This window comes from Streptomyces sp. 1-11, assembly GCF_007176755.1.
In the GTDB taxonomy this organism is placed as follows: domain Bacteria; phylum Actinomycetota; class Actinomycetes; order Streptomycetales; family Streptomycetaceae; genus Streptomyces.
Map to the genome: position 1 here is coordinate 54,131 of NZ_BJTV01000010.1, position 19,591 is coordinate 73,721.

A 19,591-nucleotide genomic window follows, 5' to 3' on the forward strand; every position below is an offset into this window, starting at 1 on the left:
TCAGCTCACCACTCCGGTCATGACGCCCACGGGTACGGCGATGAAGCCGGCCGTGAGCAGCAGCGCGAGGACGTTCGCGAGGGTCTTCAGGGCGCGGTCGCGGGAGCGGCTGCCGACGCCGAGGGTCTGGGCCGCGCTCCAGAAGCCGTGCCGGACGTGCAGGCCGAGCGCGAGCATCGCCACGATGTAGATCACGTTGCCGTACCAGGTGGAGAAGGTGTCCACGACGTTCTGGTACGGGTGCCCGGCCTGGAAGCCGCCGGAGTGCACCGTCCCGGTGGTCAGGTCCAGCAGGTGCCAGACGACGAACAGGCCGAGGATGATCCCGCCCCAGCGCATCGTGCGGGTGGCGTAGCTCGCCCCCGGCCGCTTGTGCACGTACTTGCTGGGCCGCGCCCTGATGTCCCGGCGGCTGAGCTGGTAGGCGGAGGTGGCGTGGGCGACCACGGCGACGACCAGGACGATCCGGACCAGCCAGAGCGTCCACTCGTAGTGCATGAAGGGTTCGCCGACGGTGCGCAGCCAGTGGGCGTAGTGGTTGAACTCGCCCGCCCCGAAGTAGATCTTCAGGTTCCCGATCATGTGCGCGACCAGGTACAGCAGCATGATCAGTCCGCTGACGGCCATGACCGTCTTCTTGCCGACCGTGCTGTCCCAGATCGTGCGCGCCATGGACGGCCGTCGGTCCGTCCGCGTTGCCAGAGCCATGTTCCGAAACGCTAGGGCCGAAAGGGCCGATCGGTCCAAGACATGGTCCGGCTTGATTCCATAGGCCAGGGCTATCCTGGAGTCCATGCAGTTCCAGCAGCTCCAGTATTTCGTGGCCGTCGCCGAGACCCGGCACTTCACCCGGGCCGCCGAACTGGTGCACGTGGCCCAGCCCTCGCTGTCCCAGCAGATCAAGGCGCTGGAGCGGGAACTGGGCGCGGACCTGTTCCTGCGCGCCCGGGGCAACATCACCCTCACCGACGCCGGGGAGGCCCTGCTGCCGCTGGCCCGGCGGATCCTCGCGGACGCGGACACGGCCCGGCACGAGGTGCAGGAACTGGTGCAGCTGCGCCGGGGCCGGGTCAGGCTGGGCGCGACGCCGAGCCTGTGCACCGGACTGCTGCCGGACGTGCTGCGCGCCTTCCACGACCGGTATCCGGGGATCCGGCTGCTGATCGAGGAGGGCGGCTCGCACGACCTGGTGCGCCAGCTCGCCCGTGGCGCCCTGGACCTGGCCCTGGTCGTGCTGCCGCTGCCCACGCCGTCGCCCGCCCTGACCACGGTGGAACTGCTGCGGGAGGATCTGGTGGTGGTGTCCTCACCGGAGGCGCGGGCGCCGGGCCGGGGCGGGCGGGTCGTCGACATCGCCGATCTGGAGGGCGAGCGGCTGGTGATGTTCCGGCACGGCTACGACCTGCGGGAACTGACCGTGGCGGCCTGCCGCTCCGCCGGGTTCGAGCCGGACTTCGCCGTCGAGGGCGGTGAGATGGACGCGGTGCTGGGGTTCGTGCGGGCCGGGCTGGGGGTGGCCGTGGTGCCGCGGATGGTCGCCACCCGGGGCGGGCGCGGACTGCGGGTCACCCCACTGGCCCGCCCCGGGCTGCACCGGACCATCGCACTGGCCCACCGCAGCGACGTCGCCCCGCCCCGGGCGGCCCGGGAACTCCAGCGGATGCTGCTGGAGCGGTGAGGCTCTCCCCGGCACGAGTACCCCGCACGCTCCGGCGCCCGAGTGCGAGCAGGCCGTCCAGCGTCCCCGGGGGGCCGGGCAGGCGTCGCGGACGGTGAGCTGCGCCTGGTCCAGCGCGCCGGCCGAGGCTCCGGTGGCCGGCGGCCGAGGCTGCGGTGACCGGCGGCCGAGGCTGCGGTGACCGGCGGCCGAGGCTGCGGTGGCCGGTGGGGAGGCCGGTGCGGGCCTCGCGTCCGGCCCGGGGGATCGAGCGGCCCGTCGTCGGTGCCGCCGTCCCCGGGTCGGTGGACGACGCGGTGTCGGGCGCGGACGCGGCCCGTCGGGGTCGTGCTCCGGCGGGGCGGCCGTCAGCCCGTCGTGTCCACGAGTGCCAGCTCGTGCAGCCGCTCCGGTGGGCCCGGCTTCGCGTAGTACCAGCCCTGGGCCGTGTCGCAGCCCAGGATGCGCAGTTGCTCCGCCTGGGCGCCGGTCTCCACTCCCTCTACGGTGACCGCGAGGTCGAGGTTGTGGGCCAGGGAGACGATGCCCTCGACGATCTTCAGGTCGACCGGGTCGGCCGGGAACTGCTGCATGCCCCGGGTGAAGGAGCGGTCCAGTTTCAGGACGCTCACCGGGAGGCGGCGCAGGTTGGCGAGGTTGGAGTAGCCGGTGCCGAAGTCGTCCAGGGCGATGTCGACGCCCATCTCGGCGAGCCGGCGCAGGGGTTTGAGGAGGTCGTCGTCGGCGCCGATCAGAGCCGACTCGGTGACCTCCAGGCAGAGCGCGTCCGGGGTGACGCCCGCGCGTTCGAGGATGTCGACCGTGTCCTGGACCAGGCCGGGGTGGCCGAGCTGGCACGGGGAGAGGTTGACGTTGATGCGCAGTGGGCCCGCGGCGTCCTGTCCCACGAGCCTCTCGCGCCATTCGCGGGCCTGCCGGATGGATTCCTCCAGCACCCAGCGGCCGAGCGGCACGATCAGGCCCGTGTGCTCGGCGAGCGGGATGAACCGGTCGGGCCCGAGCACGCCGTGCTGCGGGTGCAGCCAGCGGACCAGGGCCTCGGCGCCGCGGACGCTGCCGTCGCCGAGGTGCACCAGCGGCTGGTACTCGATGAAGAACTCGCCCCGCTCCAGGGCCGTGGGCAGGGCGGTGGTGAGGCCGTGGCGGGTGATGGCGCGGGCGTCCGCCTCCGGGTCGGCAAGCTCGGAGCGGTTGCCGCCCGCCGACTTGGCCCGGTACATGGTGATGTCCGCGCTGCGCAGGACCTCCGCCGCGGTGCGTTCGCCCGCCGGCCCCTCCACTATGCCGAGGCTGCCGCGCACCAGCAGGTCCCGCCCGTCGATGCTGACGGGGGTGACCAGGGCGCTCATGATGCGCTCGGCGAGTTCGTCGACCTCGCGCTCGGTGTCGGCGCCCGTGGTCAGCGCCACGAACTCGTCGCCGCCGAGCCGGGCGACCATCTCGCCGGGCGCGGTGGCGCAGGACTGGAGCCGGTCGGCGATCTCCACCAGCAGCCGGTCGCCGGCCGCGTGGCCGAGGCTGTCGTTGATGGTCTTGAAGCCGTCCAGGTCGAGGTAGCACAGGCCGAAGCGCTGGCCCTCGGCCGCGCCGAGGGCCTTCTCCAGGCGCTCGAAGAACAGCGTGCGGTTGGGCAGGCCCGTGAGGGCGTCGTGCGTGGCCTCGTAGCGCAGCCGGAGGTTGAGCAGGCGGCGCTCGGTGGTGTCCTCCATGAGGGCGAGCTGGTACTGGGGGTTGCCGTCAGGGTCGCGCAGCAGGGACACCGTCAGGTTGGTCCACAGAACCGTTCCGTCGGGCCGGTTGAAGGCCTTCTCGACGTGGTAGTGCTCGCGCTCGCCGCGGACGAGTTCCTCGTAGAGCTTCCAGACCTGGGGGGCGTCCTCCGGGTGGGTCCACTCCAGCACCGGGCGGCCGCGCAGGCCCTGTTCGGAGAAGCCGAACATGCGCAGCAGCGCCTTGTTGACCTGCAGGATGTTGCCGTCCAGGTCGGCGATGCCGATGCCTATGGCCGCGCCCTCGAACACGGCGCGGAACCGGGCCTCGCTGGCGTGCAGCGCCTGGGCCACCACGCCCTGGGCCCGCAGCGCGGCCTGGGCGATGGACTCCTGTTCGGCGAGGGTGCGCTCGCGCAGCGCCTGGGCGTACCCGGCGGCCATCGCGTGCTGCAACCGCGAGGAACGCGCCCGCAGTTCGTCGCGCGGGCTGTCGTCGCCGCAGTAGAGCACCAGGTAGGCGTCGACGCAGTCCAGGGTGCGGGCGAGCGCCTCGGGGTCGGTGCAGTGCGCCCCGACCAGCGCGGCGCCGACGGCCTTCGCCTCGTCGGCGGCGAAGCCGCGGGTGTGCAGCAGGTCGCGCAGCCGGCCCGCGAGGGGCAGGAGCCGCTGCTCGAACTCCGCGCGGGGCAGCGAGGTGGAGGTGACCGGGAAGACCGCCCGGCTCCAGATCGTCGCGAACCGGCGCAGTCTGTCCTCCGGTCCGTCCGGCTCCGCGCTCACGCCTTGCGCCCCACGCCCGCGAACCCGGAGAAGGCATAGGGGTCGTCGTCCTCCGGCGCCGACTCCGGCCGCCAGCGCGGCATCGGCACCACTCCGGGTTCCACCATGTCGTACCCCTCGAAGAACCGCGCGATCTCGCCGGGCGAGCGCATGATCAGCGGGTTGCGGATGTCCCTGTACACGTCCACCGTGCCCTCGGCCCGCTCCGCCGTCAGGGGTATGCCCTCGTACGAGGCGTGGGTGAGGATCAGCAGGCTGCCGGGCGCGAGCGCGTCGCGCAGCTCGGCCACCGCGCCGTAGGGGTCGTCGACGTCTTCCACGAAGTGCAGTATCGCAACGAGAAGCAGCGCCACTGGCCGATTCAGGTCGATGAGACGTTCCAGTTGCGGGCTGGCGAGGATCTCCCGCGGCTTGCGCAGGTCCGCGGCGATCACGTCCGTGCGGTCGTCGCCCTGGAGCACGGCCTGGCTGTGCGCCACCGCGACCGGGTCGTGGTCGACGTACATCACCCGGGCGTCCGGCGTCGCGGCCCGGGCCACCTCGTGGACGTTGCCGTAGGTCGGGATGCCGGAGCCGATGTCGAGGAACTGGGTGACGCCCTCGGCCGCCGCGAAGCGCACCGCGCGGCGCATGAACGCCCGGTTGGCCTGCATGATCTTCGGCAGCCCCGGCATGAACTCCATCGCCCTGCGGGCCGCTTCCCGGTCGACCTCGAAGTTGTGCGATCCACCCAGGTAGAAGTCGTAGATACGCGAAACGCTCGGCACCGAGATGTCGATGCTCCGGGGTGCCCAGGCGGGACGCTCCATGTATCTCTCCCAGGGATGGCTGACGGGGAAGGCGATCCGGTGTTCGAGCAGAGGCTACTGATCGCCCGCCAACGGAGCGACCCCAACCGGAAATTGACCATCCGTTCCCGGTCACTGCCTGCGGCGAGTGCCCGAACGACCCCGCTGCGTCACGGTGCTCCGCCCGGTTCGGGCGGTTCGCACGGCACACGAACGGTCCGCCCCCTCCGTGCGGTGCGGAGGGGGCGGACCTTCGGCCGCGCGCCGGGCGGGGCGGGGCGATCAACCCTGGGGAGGTGATCCTTACTTGCCCGGCGCGCCGACCGGCTTGCCGTCGGGCGAGACGGCGTACCACGTGCCGCCCACGCCCTGACCGTTGGTGTCTCCGGGGGCCTTGTCGCCGGAGAAGGTGTAGATCGGCCAGCAGTTGACCGACATCTGCTTGACGCCGTCGGGCCGGGTGAAGGGCATGAGCCCCTTCTTCTTCACGCCCTCGGTGTCGTCGGCCTTGACCGGGCCGACGGCCGGCCACTTCTCCAGGCAGGCTCCGGTGCAGTTCGAGACGGACTTCGGCCAGGCCTGGTCCTTCAGGAAGCGGTAGACCGTCATGCCGTTCTTGTCCACGACGATGTCGCCCAGCCGGGGGTCCTTGCGCACGGACAGACCGGGCAGGCCGGACGTCTTGGCCTTCTTCCCGTCGGGGGCGAGCGCGAACCACTTGCCGCCGACGCCCTGGCCGTTGACGTCACCGGAGTTGACGTCCTTGGCGTAGCGGTAGGCGGGCCAGCCGCCCACGGTGAGCTGCTTGCCGCCGTCGGCCCGGGTGACCTCGCCGAGCAGCGCCTTGTCGATCTCGGCCCCGGCGGTGGCGTCGTCCGCGGGCACCGGCGGCCAGGTGGTGGCGCAGTCGCCGGAGCAGTTCGACTTGGGTGGGTTGGCGGTGTCCTTGTCGAACCGGTAGAGGGTGAGACCGGATCCGTCCGTCAGCACGTTGCCCAGGTCGGGGTTGGCGGCCACGGTCAGCTTGCCCGCGGGGACGGCCGGGCTCGGGGAGGCGGAGCTCTGGTTGCCGTCGGCGCCGTAGCCGTTGCCGGCTTCCGTGCCCGCGCCGGCGCCAGGGCTGCCGTAGCCGCCCGCCGCCGCCGTGGCGCCGACGTTCTGGGCCGCCGACGCCGGCGTCGTGGTGTTGTCCTGACCGCACGCCGTCGTCAGTGCCAGCACCGAAGCGGCCGTAGCCACCAGTGAGGCGGTCCGCCAGGAGGTCCTCATCGTCAACTCCCATAATTCGCCTGGATGTTGCAGCGCCCGGCTGCGCCGCCGCACGGCCATGGGTACGCGGCGAGGGGGTGGCGGCGTTCAATCCGGGCGCGAATTTCTTTTCGCTCCCTGTGACGCGGCGCCGGGGGCGGACGCCACGAAGGCGGTCGAACCGGCCAGTTGCTGCGTTTCACCCCGTCAAACCATTGATGGCGTTTTGTCATCCCTTCGGATCAATCCCCGCACACCGCGGAGTACGGCCCCGCTCCGAGCCTCATGATCTTCGTCGTGCAAGGACCCGAAGCGACCCGATGCGCGCCCCTCGCAAGGGCGTTGGCCCTGGTGGCACTGACCTGGGCCCTGGTGGGCTGCCCGGCCGGGACCGCGTCGGCCGACGCCTGTGCGTACGCCTCGACGGGGCCGGACGGCACGGTGGCGGTGGCCGTGGCGGGAGGGTACGGCCACTGGCCCCCGGTCCCGCCCTGCCCGGAACCCACCCCGCCCCCGTGCCCGCCGACCCCCACCCCGACGCCCACACCCGAGCCGACGCCCACACCGACGCCGACTCCGACTCCGACTCCGACCCCCACTCCGACGCCGAAACCCACGCCCGAGCCGACGCCGACGCCCGATCCTCCGCCGAAGCCACGGCCACCCGCCCGGCCCGCCCCGGCGGCGCCCGCGCCCCCGCCCAGGCCCAGGCCCAGACCCGTGCCCCCGCCCGCCCCGCCGCCGCCGGCGCCGAAACCCGCCCCGAAGCCCGCCCCGAAACCGGCCCCGAAACCGGCCCCGCGGCCCGCCGCGACCCCGGTGAGCTACCCGGCCTACCACCCGCGGCCGGCCCGCCACACGCCCCCCTCCCCCACCTCACCGGTCACCTACGTCCTGCTCATCACCGTGCCCGCGATCGTCGCCGTCGCGGCGCTGCGTCCGCGCTGACGCGCCGGCCGCTCACCTCTGGAGGCACCGTTGTCGGATTGGCTTGTTCTCGTCCTCGCCATGCTGGGGGCCTGTGCCGTCGTGGTCGTCATCACCGTCGTACGGCACCGGAGGGCTCCCGAGAACGAGGACCCCAGCGAGACCCCGGACGTCATCGAGTACATGACGATGTGGATCGGCGTGGTGTACGCGATCGTGCTCGGCCTGGCCATCGCGGGCGTGTGGGAGGCGCGCAGCGCCGCCCAGGACCACGTGCAGGCCGAGGCCCAGGCGCTGCACGAGGTCTCCGAGCGGGTCCGGGTCTACCCGCCCGACGTCCGCGACCGCATCCGGGCCGATGTCGACGCGTACGCCCGGTACGTGGTCACCACCGAGTGGAAGTCGATGACCGAGCGCGGGCAGGTCACCGAGCGCGGCGGCGCGCTGCTGACCCGGATCCGCCACGACGTGACGGACTACCAGCCGAGGAACGACTTCGAGGCACAGGCGTACCAGCCGGTGCTGGACCAGATCTCGGCCGCCGACCAGGCGCGCAACGCGCGCGCCGACTCGACCGGCCCGACCATGCCGCCCGTCGTCTGGTGGGGGCTGATCAGCGGGGCGGTGATCACCATCGGCATGGTCTTCGCCCTGCAGATCCGGCGCACCGCGCGTGAGCTGGTGCTGGCCGGGCTGTTCTCCGCGACCATCGCCTTCATGCTGTTCCTCATCTGGGACTTCGACGCCCCCTACAGCCGGGGCATCGCGGCGACCGCCGAGCCGTTCCTCACCCTGATCCCGGGCGCCGGCGCGTAGTCCGCCGCCCGGTCAGGACCGCCGGTCCGGAACGCCGGCCCGCCGCACCGCGCGACTTCGCCCCGGCCGCACGACCGGGCCGGGGCGAGGCGAGGGCAGTCCGGGGGCCGGGCTCCGGCGGGGCCGGAGCCGTGCGGGGTCAGACGCGCTTGTCGGGCCGGCGGCGCAGCCAGAACGCGCCGCCCCCGAACACGGCGGCGGCGACCATCCCGCCGCCGATGGCCATGTCGGCCGGGGTGGCGCCGGTGGACCTGCTGCCGCCGAGGCCGCCCTGGACACCGCCGAGCACGGTGAAGGCCGCCCGGCGGGTCAGCGTGCGGCCGTCGCAGTCGACCCTGATCTCGTACCGTCCGGGCCGGGCGTCGCGGTCGACGTGGGCGAGACCGCGCGAGACGCTGTCGCGGACCGGTGTGAGGTGGATGGTGCGGAAGGCCCGCGAGGACGCGGTGCCGCTGCGGCAGCCGTTCACGATCACGGTGAGCCGGCCGCCGGCGGGGAGGACGTCGGGCGAGGCGATGACCCGGCGGGCGTCGCCCTCGCCGTGGCCGCCGGAGTCGCCGCCGTGCCCGGAGTCGTCGCCGCGGAACTCGTCGCCCCTGCCGTTGCCGAAGTCGCCGTTCCCGCGCCCGTTGCCCCGACCGTTGCCGCGGTCGTTGTCGTTCCCGCGCCCGTTGCCCCTGCCGAAATCGTCGTCGCCCCGCCCATTGCCGCGGTCGTTGTCGTTCCCGCGCCCGTTGCCCCTGCCGAAATCGTCGTCGCCCCGCCCATTGCCGCGGTCGTTGTCGTTCCCGCGCCCGTTGCCCCTGCCGAAATCGTCGTCGCCCCGCCCATTGCCCCGGTCGTTGTCGTTTCCGCGCCCGTTGCCCCGGTCGTTGTCGTTCCCGCGCTCGTTGCCCCGCCCGTGGCCGAAGTCGTCGTTGTCCCGGCCACCGCCGATGTGGCCGTTGATGTGCCCGCTGAAGTTGCCGTCGATGTGCCCGTTGAAACTGGCGTTCCCGTTCCCGAAGAAGTTCCCGTTCCCGTTTCCGTTCCCGGGGAAGTTGCCCGGGAAGTTCCCGTTCCCGGGGAGGACTCCGTTCCCGGGGAGGACTCCGTTGAAGTTCCCGTTTCCGATTCCGGGGATCACCACCGCCCCGGTGTTCCCGGTGCCGGTGTTGCCCGTCGTGCCGCCACCGTTCCCGATGCCGTCCGCGACGGCCACGGGGGCGGTGGCGAGCCCGAGCGCGGCGACCGCAGCGCACGCGGCCCCCAGGGCACGTTGGTTTCGCATGTGATCCTCCGCAGGAGGCACCCCGGGTCCGGTCCCCGGGCGATCGGCGAGAAAGCACCTCCGGACAAGACCCTCAGACGCCCGGAACACGCCCGCACATCGAGAATGGTCCGTTCTGGTGATCGGACACGCCGACGGAAAACCACACAATCAGATATTCGCGCAGGTCACGGCGCATCAGAAAATATCTCCGCGCTGCAACTCGGATGGCGCACCGACGAGGTGACGGGCCACCCGTTCGCCCGTCACCCCGTCGCCCGCCCCTCGCACGGGACTTAGCGTTTTCCCATGCGTGGAGACGTGGTGACCGCCGCGTCGAGAGGGGAAGGCGAATGTACGCGTTCGAGCCGGCCGAGCCGGCCGAAGAGGAGGAGCGGCGGCGCAAGCGTGCCCCCTGGGGCGTGATAGCGCTCGTTCTGCTGACCGGTCTCGCGCTCATCCGCAACGGCTCGGGTGAGTTCGACACCGGCCCGCCGCAGCCCGCGTCGGCGGCGGCCGCGGACAGCCGGGCCACGCCGGAACAGGACCCGGCCGCCGTGGCGGCCGCCGTCACCCCGCTGGGGTTCTCCCCGGTCGACCGGGTCAGGATCCCGGCGATCCACGTCGACGCGCCGGTGCAGCCCGTCGGCCTGGACACCCAGGGCTGGGTGGGGGCTCCGCCGCCGGAGAACCCCAACCTGGCGGGCTGGTTCACCGGTGCCGTGTCCCCCGGGGAGAAGGGCACCGCGGTGATCGTCGGGCATGTCGACAACCAGCAGGGGCCGGCCGTCTTCTACGGGCTCGGGGCCCTGAAGAAGGGCAACCGGGTCGAGGTCCGGCGCCAGGACGGGAAGACCGCCGTGTTCGAGATCTACGGCGTGGAGGTCTTCGCCAAGAGCAGCTTCCCCGGCAACCGGGTGTACGGCTCGAAGGGCGCCCCGGAGCTGCGGGTGATCACCTGCGGCGGCGGCTTCACCAAGCAGCACGGCTACGACGGCAACGTCGTCGTCTTCGCCCGCCTGGTGGCGGTGGAGTGATCCGCCGCCGGGCGGGCGGACGCCCGGTCAGGCCAGGCGCCGGGGCGGCACGGTGAGGTGGTAACCGGAGTCCAGCAGGTAGGGCAGGTACTCCCGGATCGCCTTCACGCTCTGCGACCGGTCGCCCCCGGCGTCGTGGGAGAGCACCACGACCCCGGGGGCGGCGCCGTTCTCCACCCGGTCGACGATGGTGCCGGTGCCGGGCGTCATCCAGTCGGTCGTGTCGACCGTCCAGGCCATCGGCTCCATGCCCAGCTCGGAACCGAGCTGGAAGGCGGCGCGGTTCCAGGCGCCGTAGGGCGCGCGGAACCACTGGGGGCGCTCGCCGTAGCTGTCCTCGATGGCGTCGCTGGTGCGCGCCATCTCGGAGCGGATCTGCTTGCGGCTGAGGGTGGTCAGCAGCGGATGCGTCCAGGTGTGGTTGCCGACCACGTGCCCTTCGTCGGCCATCCGGGCCAGCAGCTCCCGGTTGTCCACGACGCACTCCCCGCAGACGAAGAACATCGCCCGGACGTCGTACTTGGCCAGGGTGTCCAGGATGTGCGGGGTGTAGGCGGGATTGGGGCCGTCGTCGAACGTCAGCATCATCTGCCGGCCGCGTCCGGAGATGCGCAGGATGGGCTCGTGCCGCACCTTGGGCTTGCGGGGCGCGGCGCGCGGCGGGCCGTACCCGGTGAGCGGCTGGAGCCGGAAGGCCGAGGACTTGAGCTGCTGGCGGGCCTGCGGACCTGCGACGGGTGCGGCGGTGCGGGCCGGCTCTCCGCCGCCGGCCAGGACGATTCCCGCGGTGCCCGCGGCGCCCAGCGCGGCGGACCCGGCGAGCAGCATGCGGCGCCGTGTGAACAACTGATCCTTCTGCATGACTCATCAGTCGCCCGGCGCGCCACCGGCGCACCACAACAGCACCGGTGCGGCGGCGTCAATGCACCCGTTCGGCTTAACGCGGGGCGTCCGGTGAACGGTCCTCAGGAGCGCCGCCGGCCGCGGCGCACCAGCGGGAAGGGCAGCGTCTCGCGGATCGTCAGGCCGGTGAGGAACATGACGAGCCGGTCGACGCCGAGGCCGAGGCCGCCGGTGGGCGGCATCGCGTACTCGAGGGCGTCGAGGAAGTCCTCGTCGAGCTCCATCGCCTCGGGGTCTCCCCCGGCGGCCAGCAGCGACTGCGCGGTGAGCCGGCGGCGCTGTTCGACGGGGTCGGTCAGCTCGGAGTAGGCGGTGCCCAGTTCGGTGCCGAAGGCGACCAGGTCCCAGCGTTCGGCGAGCCTGGGGTCGGTGCGGTGCTGCCGGGTGAGCGGGGAGACGTCGGTGGGGAAGTCCTTGTAGAAGGTGGGCAGCAGGGTGCGTTGCTCGACGAGCCGCTCGTACATCTCCAGGACCACGTCGCCCGGGCCGTCGTCGGCGGTGTACGGCACCCCGGCGCGGTCGCACAGCCGGTGCAGCCGCAAGAGTTCGGTGCCGGGGCCGATCTCCTCGTCCAGTTCCTCGGAGAGCGCGCCGTACACCGTCCTGACCGGCCAGTCGCCGGAGATGTCGTACTCCCTGCCGTCCCGGTGGACGACCGGGGCGCCGAGGGCGGCCCGGGCGGCGCCCTGGACCAGTTCTCTGGCCAGGCCGAGCATCACGTCGTAGTCGGCGTGCGCCTGGTAGGCCTCCAGCATCGTGAACTCGGGGTTGTGCTTGTGGGAGACGCCCTCGTTGCGGAAGGTGCGGCCCAGTTCGAACACCTTCTCCAGGCCGCCGACGCACAGCCGCTTCAAATACAGCTCCGGGGCGATGCGCAGGTACAGGTCGAGGTCGTAGGCGTTGGCGTGGGTGGTGAAGGGCCGGGCGTTGGCGCCGCCGTGGATCTGCTGGAGCACCGGCGTCTCCACCTCCAGGTAACCGCGGTCCAGCAGGCCCTGGCGCAGCGCCTGCACGGCGGCGGAGCGGGCGCTCAGCACCCGGCGGGCGTCCGGCCGGGTGATCAGGTCGAGGTGCCGGCGGCGGACCCGGGCCTCGGGGTCGGTGAGGCCGTGGCGCTTGTCGGGCAACGGGTGCAGGCACTTGCCGGTGAGCTGCCAGGAGCGGACGAAGACGGTGGGCTCGCCCTTGTCGCTGCGTGACGCGTACCCGCTCGCGGTGATGTGGTCGCCGATGTCGGCGTCGGCCCGGAAGCGGTCGAGGGCGGGCCCGCAGCGGTCGCGGGTGAGGGCGAGCTGGTGGTCGCCCGACCAGTCGCGCAGCGCCACGAAGACGATGCCGCCGAAGTCGCGGACCAGCATGACGCGGTCGGCGACCGTGACGTCCTGCCCCTGCGGGACGCGGGCGAGGGCGTGCGTGGGCCGGGGCGTGCCGACCGGGTACGGGTCGGTGCCGGCGGCGCGCAGCCGGCCGAGGGTGCGGTGCCGGACGCGGACCTGGTCGGGCAGGCCCGCGTCCGGGGCGGCGGCCACGGCCTCGTCCCCTCCGTCGAGGCCGAGCGCGCTCGAGGACGGCGGCCCCTCGGTGGTGGCGGGCCGCCGCCCTGTCTCCGGGTGCCCCTTTCCGCGGAGTTTGCGCAAGGAGGGTACGGACACGAAGCCTTCGGCGATGCCGGAGGCGAGGCCGATGCGGGCGAGGGAGGCGGCGTCGCCGTAGCAGATGAAGCGCGGGTACCACTGCGGGTGGTACTTGGCGTTGGAGCGGTACAGGGCCTCCAGTTGCCACCACCGGGAGAAGAACAGCAGCAGCCGGCGCCAGAGCCGCAGGACCGGTCCGGCGCCGATGCGGGCGCCCTCCTCGAAGGCGGACCGGAAGACGGCGAAGTTGAGGGAGATCCGGTGCACCCCCAGCTTGGGCGCGGCGGCGCACAGTTCGGCGACCATGAACTCCATCACCCCGTTGGGCGCGGCGCGGTCACGGCGCATCAGGTCCAGGGAGACCCCGTCGCGGCCCCAGGGCACGAAGGAGAGCAGCGCGAGCAGCCGGCCGTCGTCGCCGAGGGCCTCCACCAGCAGGCAGTCGCCGTCGGCCGCGTCGCCGAGCCGGTCCAGGGCCATGGAGAAGCCGCGCTCGGTCTCGGTGTCCCGCCAGGCGTCGGCCTTGGCGACGATCTCCTCCGTCTCCCGTTCGGTGAGCTGGGCGTGGCGGCGGACCCGGCAGGTGGCGCCGGTGCGGCGGACGCGGTGCACGGCCTGCCGGGTGACGCGCATGTCCCGGCCGTCCAGGTCGAACCCGGGTACGTGCAGGATCGCCTCGTCGCCGAGCTGGAGGGCGCCGAGCCCGGCCCGGGCGTAGGCGCGGGCGCCGTCCTCGGAGGCGCCCATCACGGCGGGCGCCCAGGCGTGCCGGCGGGCCACGTCCAGCCAGGCGGCGATGGCGTGCGGCCAGGCCTCGGGGTCGCCGACGGGGTCGCCGCTGGCCAGGCACACGCCCACCTCGACGCGGTAGGTGACGGCGGCCTTGCCGCTGGCGGAGAAGACGACGGCCTTGTCCCGGCGGGTGGCGAAGTAGCCGAGCGAGTCCCGGTCGCCGTAAGCCCTCAGCAGGGCCCGGACGCGGTCCTCCTCGTCGCCGTGCAGGGCCGCCTCGAGGCGTTGCGAACGGAACAGCGCGGCCGCCGCGTTCAGCAGGGCGAGCGCGCCGAACAGGCCGAGGACGAAGGTGACCCGGCGCGGCGGGCGGCCGTCGAAGGCGCTGTTGGCGACCAGCCCGCCGCACACCCGGTCCGCCGCCCAGGCCAGGTGCTGGCTCTGCGGGAGGGTGCCGGGGAACAGCGAGACCAGGCCCCAGCCGAGCAGGACGGCCACGGCGAGGCCGCCGAGCAGCACGCCCAGGGCCCGCCACACGGCGCCGTGGCGGGAGGCGGCGCAGAACTCCCCCCGGGCCACCACCAGCACGCCCAGCAGCAGGGCGCACAGCACCAGGGACGGCAGCGACTGGCCGTACAGGCCGAGGACGAGCCCGAGGGCGTCGCCGAACACCAGCAGGCCCAGGTAGACGACGACCAGCCACCAGGCGACCTTCTTGCGGGCGGCGGTGGCGCCGGCCAGCAGGAACAGGAAGACCGCGTAGGCGAGGTTGGCGCTGATCGGGATCAGAAGCAGGTCGAGGGCGCGGACCAGGGGGCGCAGCGCGCGGCGCAGCGGGGCGAAGAACGCGAGCAGGGCGCACAGCAGGCCGCACGCGGCGAAGAAGGCCGCGAAGGCCTCGGGCACCCGTCCGAGGCGCCCGCCGGCGGCCGGGTCCTCCGGCCCGCCGGCAGCCCTCCGTGCGGCCGCCCCGGCGGTGGCAGTCATGGTTCCGACTCTAGGAAGGCCCCGGTCGCGCCGCCCGTCGGACGAACGCCGCCGCGCGGGGCTCGGGGGCCGGCACGCGACCGGGCGGGCCTGGCACGCGAAGGGGTGGCCGCCCTCGGGCCGCTCCGGGGGCGGCGGGGCGAGGCGGGCGCGAACCCGTGCTTCGGGCGGAGGGGGTGCTTCCGATAGCCTCGGGCCGTGACGGAACAGCACGAACAGCACGCGCACCGGTTCGAGCGGGGTACCGACGGACCCAAGGTGATCGTGGTCGGGGTGGACGGCTCCGACTCCTCGCTGCGCGCCGCCGCGTACGCGGGCGGCCTGGCCCGCCGGCAGCGCGCGCTGCTGGCCGTCGTGTACGTGCAGCCGGTGCTCGCGGCCGGGGCCGCGCTCGGCGCGCCGGTCGCGGAGACGACCGACGAGATCGCCGAGGACCTGGTGGCCTACATCCGGGAGGCGGCCGAGCGGGTGCGGGGGATATTCGACATCCGGTGGGAGTTCCACACCTTCCGCGGCGACCCCTACAACGGCCTGGTGAAGGCGGCCGACGAACTCAAGGCGGACGCCGTGGTGGTGGGCGCCTCAGAGCAGGCCGGGCACCGCATCATCGGCTCGGTGGCGGTGCGGCTGGTGAAGGCGGGGCGCTGGCCGGTGACGGTCGTCCCGTAGCGCGCGGGGCGCCGGACGGTGACGGTCGTCCCGTGGCGCGCGGGGCGCTGGCCGGTGACGGTCGCCCCGTAGCGCGCGGGGCGCCGGACGGGGGCCGCGGCCGGGCGCGCCACGGCCTCCCGGGCGGCTCGGGGGCGGCCCGGAAGGCCGTGCGTGGCGTCTTCCGTACGGGACGCCGCTGAGCCATCATGATCCGCCGTCAGCCGTTTGCCGTCGGCGAAGAGGTGGATCGCATGGCCAAGCTCCGAGCGGGTGAAGGGATTCTCCGCCGCAAACCCATCGAGCACATCGAGGAGACCGAGGTCGGCGGGGGCGCGGGCGCCCGGCTGGAGCGGTCGCTCGGCCTGTGGCAGCTCACCGCGATCGGGGTGGGCGGCATCATCGGCGCCGGCATCTTCACGCTGGCCGGAACGGTGGCCAACGAGACGGCCGGACCAGCGGTGCTGGTGTCGTTCCTCATCGCCGGTGTCGCCAGCGCCTGCGCCGCGCTGTCGTACGCGGAGTTCGCGGGGCTGATCCCGAAGGCGGGTTCGGCGTACACCTACGGTTACGCGGTGCTCGGCGAGTTCGCGGGCTGGTTCATCGGCTGGGACCTGCTGCTGGAGTACACGGCGATCGTGGCGGTGGTCGCCATCGGCATCTCCGGCTACTTCAGCTTCCTGGTGGAGGAGATGGGCGCGAACCTGCCCGCCTGGATGCTGGGCGCCCCGGGCACGGGCCACGGGCACCGGGTGGACCTGTTCGCGGCCCTGCTGTGCCTGCTGATCGCCTGGCTGCTCAACCAGGGCATCCGCAGCGCCGCCCGGTTCGAGACGCTCGTGGTCGCGCTGAAGGTGCTGGTGGTGCTGCTGGTGATCGGGGTGGGCGTGTTCCACATCAGCACGGCGAACTACCACCCGTTCTTCCCGTTCGGCGTCAGCGGGGCGTTCACCGGCGCGGCAACCGTGTTCTTCGCGGTGTTCGGCTACGACGCCATGTCGACCGCCGCCGAGGAGTCGAAGGACGCGCAGCGGCACATGCCGAAGGCGATCATCTACTCGCTGGCGATCTCGATGGTGCTGTACGTGGCGGCCTGCCTGGTGCTCACAGGCATGCAGAACTACAAGGACATCGACCCCGAGAGCGGCTTCTCCACGGCGTTCAAGTCGGTCGGGCTGAGCGGGCTGGCCGACGTGATCGCGGTGGGCGCGATCATCGGCATCCTCACCGTGATGTTCACGTTCATGCTGGGCGTGACCCGGGTGTGGTTCTCCATGTCCCGGGACGGGCTGCTGCCCCGGTGGTTCGCCAAGACGCACCCGACCCGGCACGTGCCGACCCGGGTGACCTGGATCGTCGGAGCGGCGTCGGCGGTCATCGCCGGGTTCATCCCGATCGGCGAGGCGGCCGAGCTGACCAACATCGGCATCCTGCTGGCGTTCGTCGTGGTGTGCACGGCGGTGATCGTGCTGCGCTACCGGCAGCCGGACCTGCCGCGCACCTTCCGCACGCCGTGGATGCCGTTCCTGCCGGCGCTCGGGGTCCTCTTCTCCATCTGGCTGATCACGTTCCTGCAGTGGCAGACCTGGGTGCGGTTCGCGGTGTGGTTCGTGGTCGGCTGCGTGATCTACTTCGGCTACTCCTACCGGCGCTCGGTGCTCGCCGGGCGCGGGCCGGCCGAGCGCGGCCCGACGGGCTGATCAGTTCCCCATGACCAACCCGTCCCCGGCCGCCCCGCGGCTGAGGACCACATCCCGGATGCGGTCGCGCACCCCCTCCAGCTCGGCGCCGCCGGCGATCGCCCGGCCGAGGTCGATCACCCGCCCGGAGTCGACGTCGTACATCTGCGGGACGAACTCGGCCTTGGTGACCCGCCAGCGGCCGCCGGGGGCGGCGGGCGGGGCGAAGGTGAACCGGGCGAGGGTGGACTCGTTGCCGCGCGAGTCCCGCACGCCCCTGTCGTTGAACATCTCGCCGGCGATCTGGTCGCCGAGGCCGTAGACCACCCAGGTGCCGTTGATCTTCTCGTAGGCCTGCGGGACGTGGGCGTGGGTGCCGAGGATCAGGTCGATGTCCGGGCGGCCGTTGGTCGTCGAGGCCGTCAGGGCCCTCGCCAGCCCGAGCTGGAGCCCGTCGGGGGCGTCCTGCCACTCGGTGCCCCAGTGTGCGGAGACCACGACCAGGTCGGCGCCGGCCAGCCGGGCGGCGCGGGCGTCGGAGACGATCCGGTCGGCGTCGAGCGGGTTGAGGGCCCAGGGCTGCCCGTCGGGGAGCGGCCGGCCGTCGGTGCCGTAGGCGTACGACAGGTGCGCGATCCTGGCCAGTCCCGCCCGGTACAGGACGACCGAGCGGGACTCGGCCTCGGTGCGGGCGGTGCCGGTGTGCCGCAGGCCGGCCCGGTCCAGGGTGTCCAGGGTGCGCAGGATGCCGGGGGCGCCGTCGTCGAGGGCGTGCTCGGAGGCGGTGGCGCAGCCGTCGTAGCCGGTCGCGGCGAGGCCGGCGGCGAGCTGCGGCGGCGAGCCGGCCGCGGGGTCCGCGCCGTCGCCGGTGACGGTCTCCAGGTGGCACAGCGCCAGGTCGGCCCCGTGGACGAGGGGTTCCACGCCGGAGAGCATCGGGCGGTAGTCGTGGCCGCGGCCTCCGGCGTCGTAGCCCGCCCGTTCGGCGACCGAGCGGTCCGGGAGCACGCCACCGGAGGCGACGAGGGTGACCGCGCGGGCGGCGGGCGGCGCCGGGAGGCCCGCCGCGACGGGCTCGCGCCGCTCCTGGTTCAGGCAGGCGGCCCCGGCGGCGAGCAGGGCGGTCAGCGCCAGCGCCACCTGATGCCTGCGTGCGATCATCGGTTCACCCCAGCATCGTCGTCACTGCGGACTTCTCGTTCACCGGCAAAGCCGTGACGGGCATATGGGTATGAATCCCGCGCCCGGCGCAAACGGACGGGCGCCCGGAATTAGCCCATCCGGTGCCGCCCGCGCCGGTGCGCGCACGCTCGCGCGACCGCTCACCGACGCGATCGGACCGTCCGTCGCACAGCGGCGCGCGCCCCCTGTCCCCCGGCGACGCCCTGCGCTGCCATACGGCCATGACGGCCGGAACCTCACTTCCCCACGGGACGACGACCGCCGAGCACGAGCTCGCCGCACTCCAGCGCGAGCACGGCGGCCCCCTCTTCGCGCTGCTGCTGCGGCTGAGCGACGGAGACCGGCAGCGTGCCGAGGACCTCGTGCAGGAGACCCTGGTACGCGCCTGGCAGCATCCGGAGGCCCTGCACGCGGCCGACTTCGACTCGGTACGGCCCTGGCTGCTGACCGTCGCCCGCAGGCTCGCGATCGACGCGCGGCGGGCCCGGCAGGCGCGGCCGCCGGAGGTCGGCGACGAGGTGCCGGAGAACGCGCGGGTGACCGCCGACCACGCCGAACGGGCCACCGCGGCGCTCGACGTCCGGGAGGCTGTGAAGACACTCACGCCGGAACACCGTGACGTACTGGTACTCGTGTACTTCCGCGGGGCCAGCGTGGCGGAGGCCGCGCGGATCCTCGGCATTCCACCCGGTACCGTGAAATCCCGCGCGTACTACGCGCTGCGCGCCCTGCGCCGGGTCCTTCCGGGTTATGCGGCCGACCTGCGGTGAAACCGGCTGCCGGGTCAAGCCTCGGTAAAGCGCCTTGCTGAGAACCCCGTTCGGGCCATGAGCTGTCCTCATCCGCGTTTCCGGAGGGGGCCGGGCCCTGGCGGGTCCGGGGGTTCGGGCGACGCGCACGCACCGGAGGAAGGCAGGAAGGGATGCGGCACCGAGGTCATGAGAGCACCGACGGCGGCGACGGCACCGGCGGTGGTGAACTGGCCGTCCCGATGGCCTGGTTGTACGCCGAGTACATCGCCGACGAGCTGCTGCGCACCGGCGATCTGATGCCGCCGACGTCCTTCGAGTTCCGGGCCGGGCGGGACGCCCTGGCGCTGACCGTCTTCCTCTCCGACACCGACGGCGAGCTCTCCGGCATCCGGGTGATCTCCCAGCTGGAGAACTGGCTGTCGCTGACGGCGTACGACCAGCCGTGGCAGGAGTGGGTGGGCCGGCGGATGGCCGAGCTGGCCGCCGGGGAGTCCGCGGCCGCCGCGCCCTCGCCGGACCTGGCGCTCGCCGCCGAGGCCTGGCGCTGGCTGGAGGAGACCGAGCTGCTCGCGCCCGATCTGGACGCGGTGCCGGGCGGCGGCGCGGTGTCCGGCGAGGACGACGGACCGAAGGTGTGGACCCCCGCCTGGCGGCTCGGACTGCCCCTCGGCCATCTCGCCATCCACCTGTTCTGAGGGCCCCGGCCGACGCCCTGACCTCCGCTTCGGCCGGCTTCGAGGTTTTCCGGAAATCACACCAATCCGTGGGGCGCGCCGCTACGAATCTCTTGGTCACGATTCGGTGCGCGCCTTGAGTGATTCGGTTGTCCGCTGCGTACG

At 73.1% G+C, this 19,591-nt stretch carries 16 protein-coding genes; 8 read left to right on the top strand and 8 right to left on the bottom strand.

The genetic code is table 11. The features are described 5' to 3' along the window. Nucleotides 1–672, bottom strand: coding sequence for a succinate dehydrogenase (locus tag TNCT1_RS21825; RefSeq protein WP_143635105.1), 672 nt, complete (start codon nucleotides 670–672; stop codon nucleotides 1–3). Between the two features lie 121 nt (nucleotides 673–793). On the opposite strand from TNCT1_RS21825, the gene TNCT1_RS21830 reads away from it, so the two are divergent. Then, entirely contained in the window at nucleotides 794–1,678 is an 885-nt protein-coding gene (locus TNCT1_RS21830; protein WP_143634756.1) for a LysR family transcriptional regulator, read from the top strand. A gap of 347 nt (nucleotides 1,679–2,025) precedes the next feature. Here TNCT1_RS21830 and TNCT1_RS21835 read toward each other — a convergent pair whose 3' ends face one another. The 3 genes from TNCT1_RS21835 to TNCT1_RS21845 form a co-directional block, all read right to left on the bottom strand. After that, nucleotides 2,026–4,170: a bifunctional diguanylate cyclase/phosphodiesterase gene (locus TNCT1_RS21835; protein ID WP_143634758.1), complete on the bottom strand. Its 2,145-nt coding sequence runs from the start codon at nucleotides 4,168–4,170 to the stop codon at nucleotides 2,026–2,028. Continuing rightward, entirely contained in the window at nucleotides 4,167–4,979 is an 813-nt protein-coding gene (locus TNCT1_RS21840) for an SAM-dependent methyltransferase (RefSeq protein WP_143634760.1), read from the bottom strand. The genes TNCT1_RS21835 and TNCT1_RS21840 overlap by 4 nt, the downstream gene beginning before the upstream one ends. Before the next feature lie 282 nt (nucleotides 4,980–5,261). After that, nucleotides 5,262–6,227: an SCO0930 family lipoprotein gene (locus TNCT1_RS21845; RefSeq protein ID WP_143634762.1), complete on the bottom strand. Its 966-nt coding sequence runs from the start codon at nucleotides 6,225–6,227 to the stop codon at nucleotides 5,262–5,264. 798 nt (nucleotides 6,228–7,025) lie between these two features. Between TNCT1_RS21845 and TNCT1_RS36690 the strand changes: the two genes are divergently transcribed. After that, complete coding sequence (locus tag TNCT1_RS36690) at nucleotides 7,026–7,154, top strand: hypothetical protein (RefSeq protein ID WP_268894180.1); 129 nt, start codon at nucleotides 7,026–7,028, stop codon at nucleotides 7,152–7,154. Nucleotides 7,155–7,184: 30 nt separating this feature from the next. Then, nucleotides 7,185–7,949, top strand: a complete 765-nt coding sequence (locus tag TNCT1_RS21855; protein WP_143634766.1) for a DUF4239 domain-containing protein — start codon at nucleotides 7,185–7,187, stop codon at nucleotides 7,947–7,949. A 139-nt stretch (nucleotides 7,950–8,088) separates the two neighbouring features. Here the strand turns inward: TNCT1_RS21855 and TNCT1_RS21860 are convergent, their stop codons facing one another. After that, nucleotides 8,089–9,219 carry a hypothetical protein gene (locus TNCT1_RS21860; protein ID WP_143635107.1) on the bottom strand — a complete coding sequence of 377 codons (1,131 nt, stop codon included), beginning with the start codon at nucleotides 9,217–9,219 and terminating at the stop codon, nucleotides 8,089–8,091. A gap of 332 nt (nucleotides 9,220–9,551) precedes the next feature. On the opposite strand from TNCT1_RS21860, the gene TNCT1_RS21865 reads away from it, so the two are divergent. Beyond that, nucleotides 9,552–10,235 carry a class F sortase gene (locus TNCT1_RS21865; RefSeq protein WP_143634768.1) on the top strand — a complete coding sequence of 228 codons (684 nt, stop codon included), beginning with the start codon at nucleotides 9,552–9,554 and terminating at the stop codon, nucleotides 10,233–10,235. 27 nt (nucleotides 10,236–10,262) lie between these two features. On the opposite strand, the gene TNCT1_RS21870 is transcribed toward TNCT1_RS21865, so the two are convergent. Both TNCT1_RS21870 and lysX read right to left on the bottom strand, forming a co-directional pair. Then, nucleotides 10,263–11,096 carry a polysaccharide deacetylase family protein gene (locus tag TNCT1_RS21870; RefSeq protein ID WP_143634770.1) on the bottom strand — a complete coding sequence of 278 codons (834 nt, stop codon included), beginning with the start codon at nucleotides 11,094–11,096 and terminating at the stop codon, nucleotides 10,263–10,265. A 104-nt stretch (nucleotides 11,097–11,200) separates the two neighbouring features. After that, complete coding sequence (gene lysX / locus TNCT1_RS21875) at nucleotides 11,201–14,491, bottom strand: bifunctional lysylphosphatidylglycerol synthetase/lysine--tRNA ligase LysX (protein ID WP_143634772.1); 3,291 nt, start codon at nucleotides 14,489–14,491, stop codon at nucleotides 11,201–11,203. 198 nt (nucleotides 14,492–14,689) lie between these two features. Here lysX and TNCT1_RS21880 point away from each other — a divergent pair, with 198 nt between their 5' ends. Next, the gene (locus TNCT1_RS21880) at nucleotides 14,690–15,160 is read left to right on the top strand and encodes a universal stress protein (RefSeq protein WP_143634774.1); all 471 of its coding nucleotides are present in this window, start codon (nucleotides 14,690–14,692) and stop codon (nucleotides 15,158–15,160) included. Nucleotides 15,161–15,393: 233 nt separating this feature from the next. Then, nucleotides 15,394–16,839: an amino acid permease gene (locus tag TNCT1_RS21885; RefSeq protein ID WP_143634776.1), complete on the top strand. Its 1,446-nt coding sequence runs from the start codon at nucleotides 15,394–15,396 to the stop codon at nucleotides 16,837–16,839. Here the strand turns inward: TNCT1_RS21885 and TNCT1_RS21890 are convergent, their stop codons facing one another. After that, nucleotides 16,840–17,979 carry a CapA family protein gene (locus TNCT1_RS21890; RefSeq protein WP_143634778.1) on the bottom strand — a complete coding sequence of 380 codons (1,140 nt, stop codon included), beginning with the start codon at nucleotides 17,977–17,979 and terminating at the stop codon, nucleotides 16,840–16,842. It abuts the gene before it with no gap. Nucleotides 17,980–18,221: 242 nt separating this feature from the next. On the opposite strand from TNCT1_RS21890, the gene TNCT1_RS21895 reads away from it, so the two are divergent. Together TNCT1_RS21895 and TNCT1_RS21900 are read left to right on the top strand one after the other, a co-directional pair. Then, nucleotides 18,222–18,770 (top strand): sigma-70 family RNA polymerase sigma factor, encoded by a 549-nt coding sequence (locus tag TNCT1_RS21895; protein WP_143634781.1) that lies wholly within the window; start codon nucleotides 18,222–18,224, stop codon nucleotides 18,768–18,770. A gap of 152 nt (nucleotides 18,771–18,922) precedes the next feature. After that, the gene (locus TNCT1_RS21900; protein ID WP_143634783.1) at nucleotides 18,923–19,447 is read left to right on the top strand and encodes a hypothetical protein; all 525 of its coding nucleotides are present in this window, start codon (nucleotides 18,923–18,925) and stop codon (nucleotides 19,445–19,447) included. Nucleotides 19,448–19,591: the final 144 nt, after the last annotated feature.

Bases quoted from the DNA above. Each gene is read 5' to 3' on its own strand.
- TNCT1_RS21865 (WP_143634768.1), top strand. From the start codon at position 9,552: ATGTACGCGTTCGAGCCGGCCGAGCCGGCCGAAGAGGAGGAGCGGCGG.
- TNCT1_RS21830 (WP_143634756.1), top strand. From the start codon at position 794: ATGCAGTTCCAGCAGCTCCAGTATTTCGTGGCCGTCGCCGAGACCCGG.
- TNCT1_RS21900 (WP_143634783.1), top strand. From the start codon at position 18,923: ATGCGGCACCGAGGTCATGAGAGCACCGACGGCGGCGACGGCACCGGC.
- TNCT1_RS21890 (WP_143634778.1), bottom strand. From the start codon at position 17,979: ATGATCGCACGCAGGCATCAGGTGGCGCTGGCGCTGACCGCCCTGCTC.
- TNCT1_RS21860 (WP_143635107.1), bottom strand. From the start codon at position 9,219: ATGCGAAACCAACGTGCCCTGGGGGCCGCGTGCGCTGCGGTCGCCGCG.
- TNCT1_RS21870 (WP_143634770.1), bottom strand. From the start codon at position 11,096: ATGCAGAAGGATCAGTTGTTCACACGGCGCCGCATGCTGCTCGCCGGG.
- TNCT1_RS21895 (WP_143634781.1), top strand. From the start codon at position 18,222: ATGACGGCCGGAACCTCACTTCCCCACGGGACGACGACCGCCGAGCAC.
- TNCT1_RS21840 (WP_143634760.1), bottom strand. From the start codon at position 4,979: ATGGAGCGTCCCGCCTGGGCACCCCGGAGCATCGACATCTCGGTGCCG.
- TNCT1_RS21885 (WP_143634776.1), top strand. From the start codon at position 15,394: ATGGCCAAGCTCCGAGCGGGTGAAGGGATTCTCCGCCGCAAACCCATC.
- TNCT1_RS21845 (WP_143634762.1), bottom strand. From the start codon at position 6,227: ATGAGGACCTCCTGGCGGACCGCCTCACTGGTGGCTACGGCCGCTTCG.
- lysX (WP_143634772.1), bottom strand. From the start codon at position 14,491: ATGACTGCCACCGCCGGGGCGGCCGCACGGAGGGCTGCCGGCGGGCCG.
- TNCT1_RS21825 (WP_143635105.1), bottom strand. From the start codon at position 672: ATGGCGCGCACGATCTGGGACAGCACGGTCGGCAAGAAGACGGTCATG.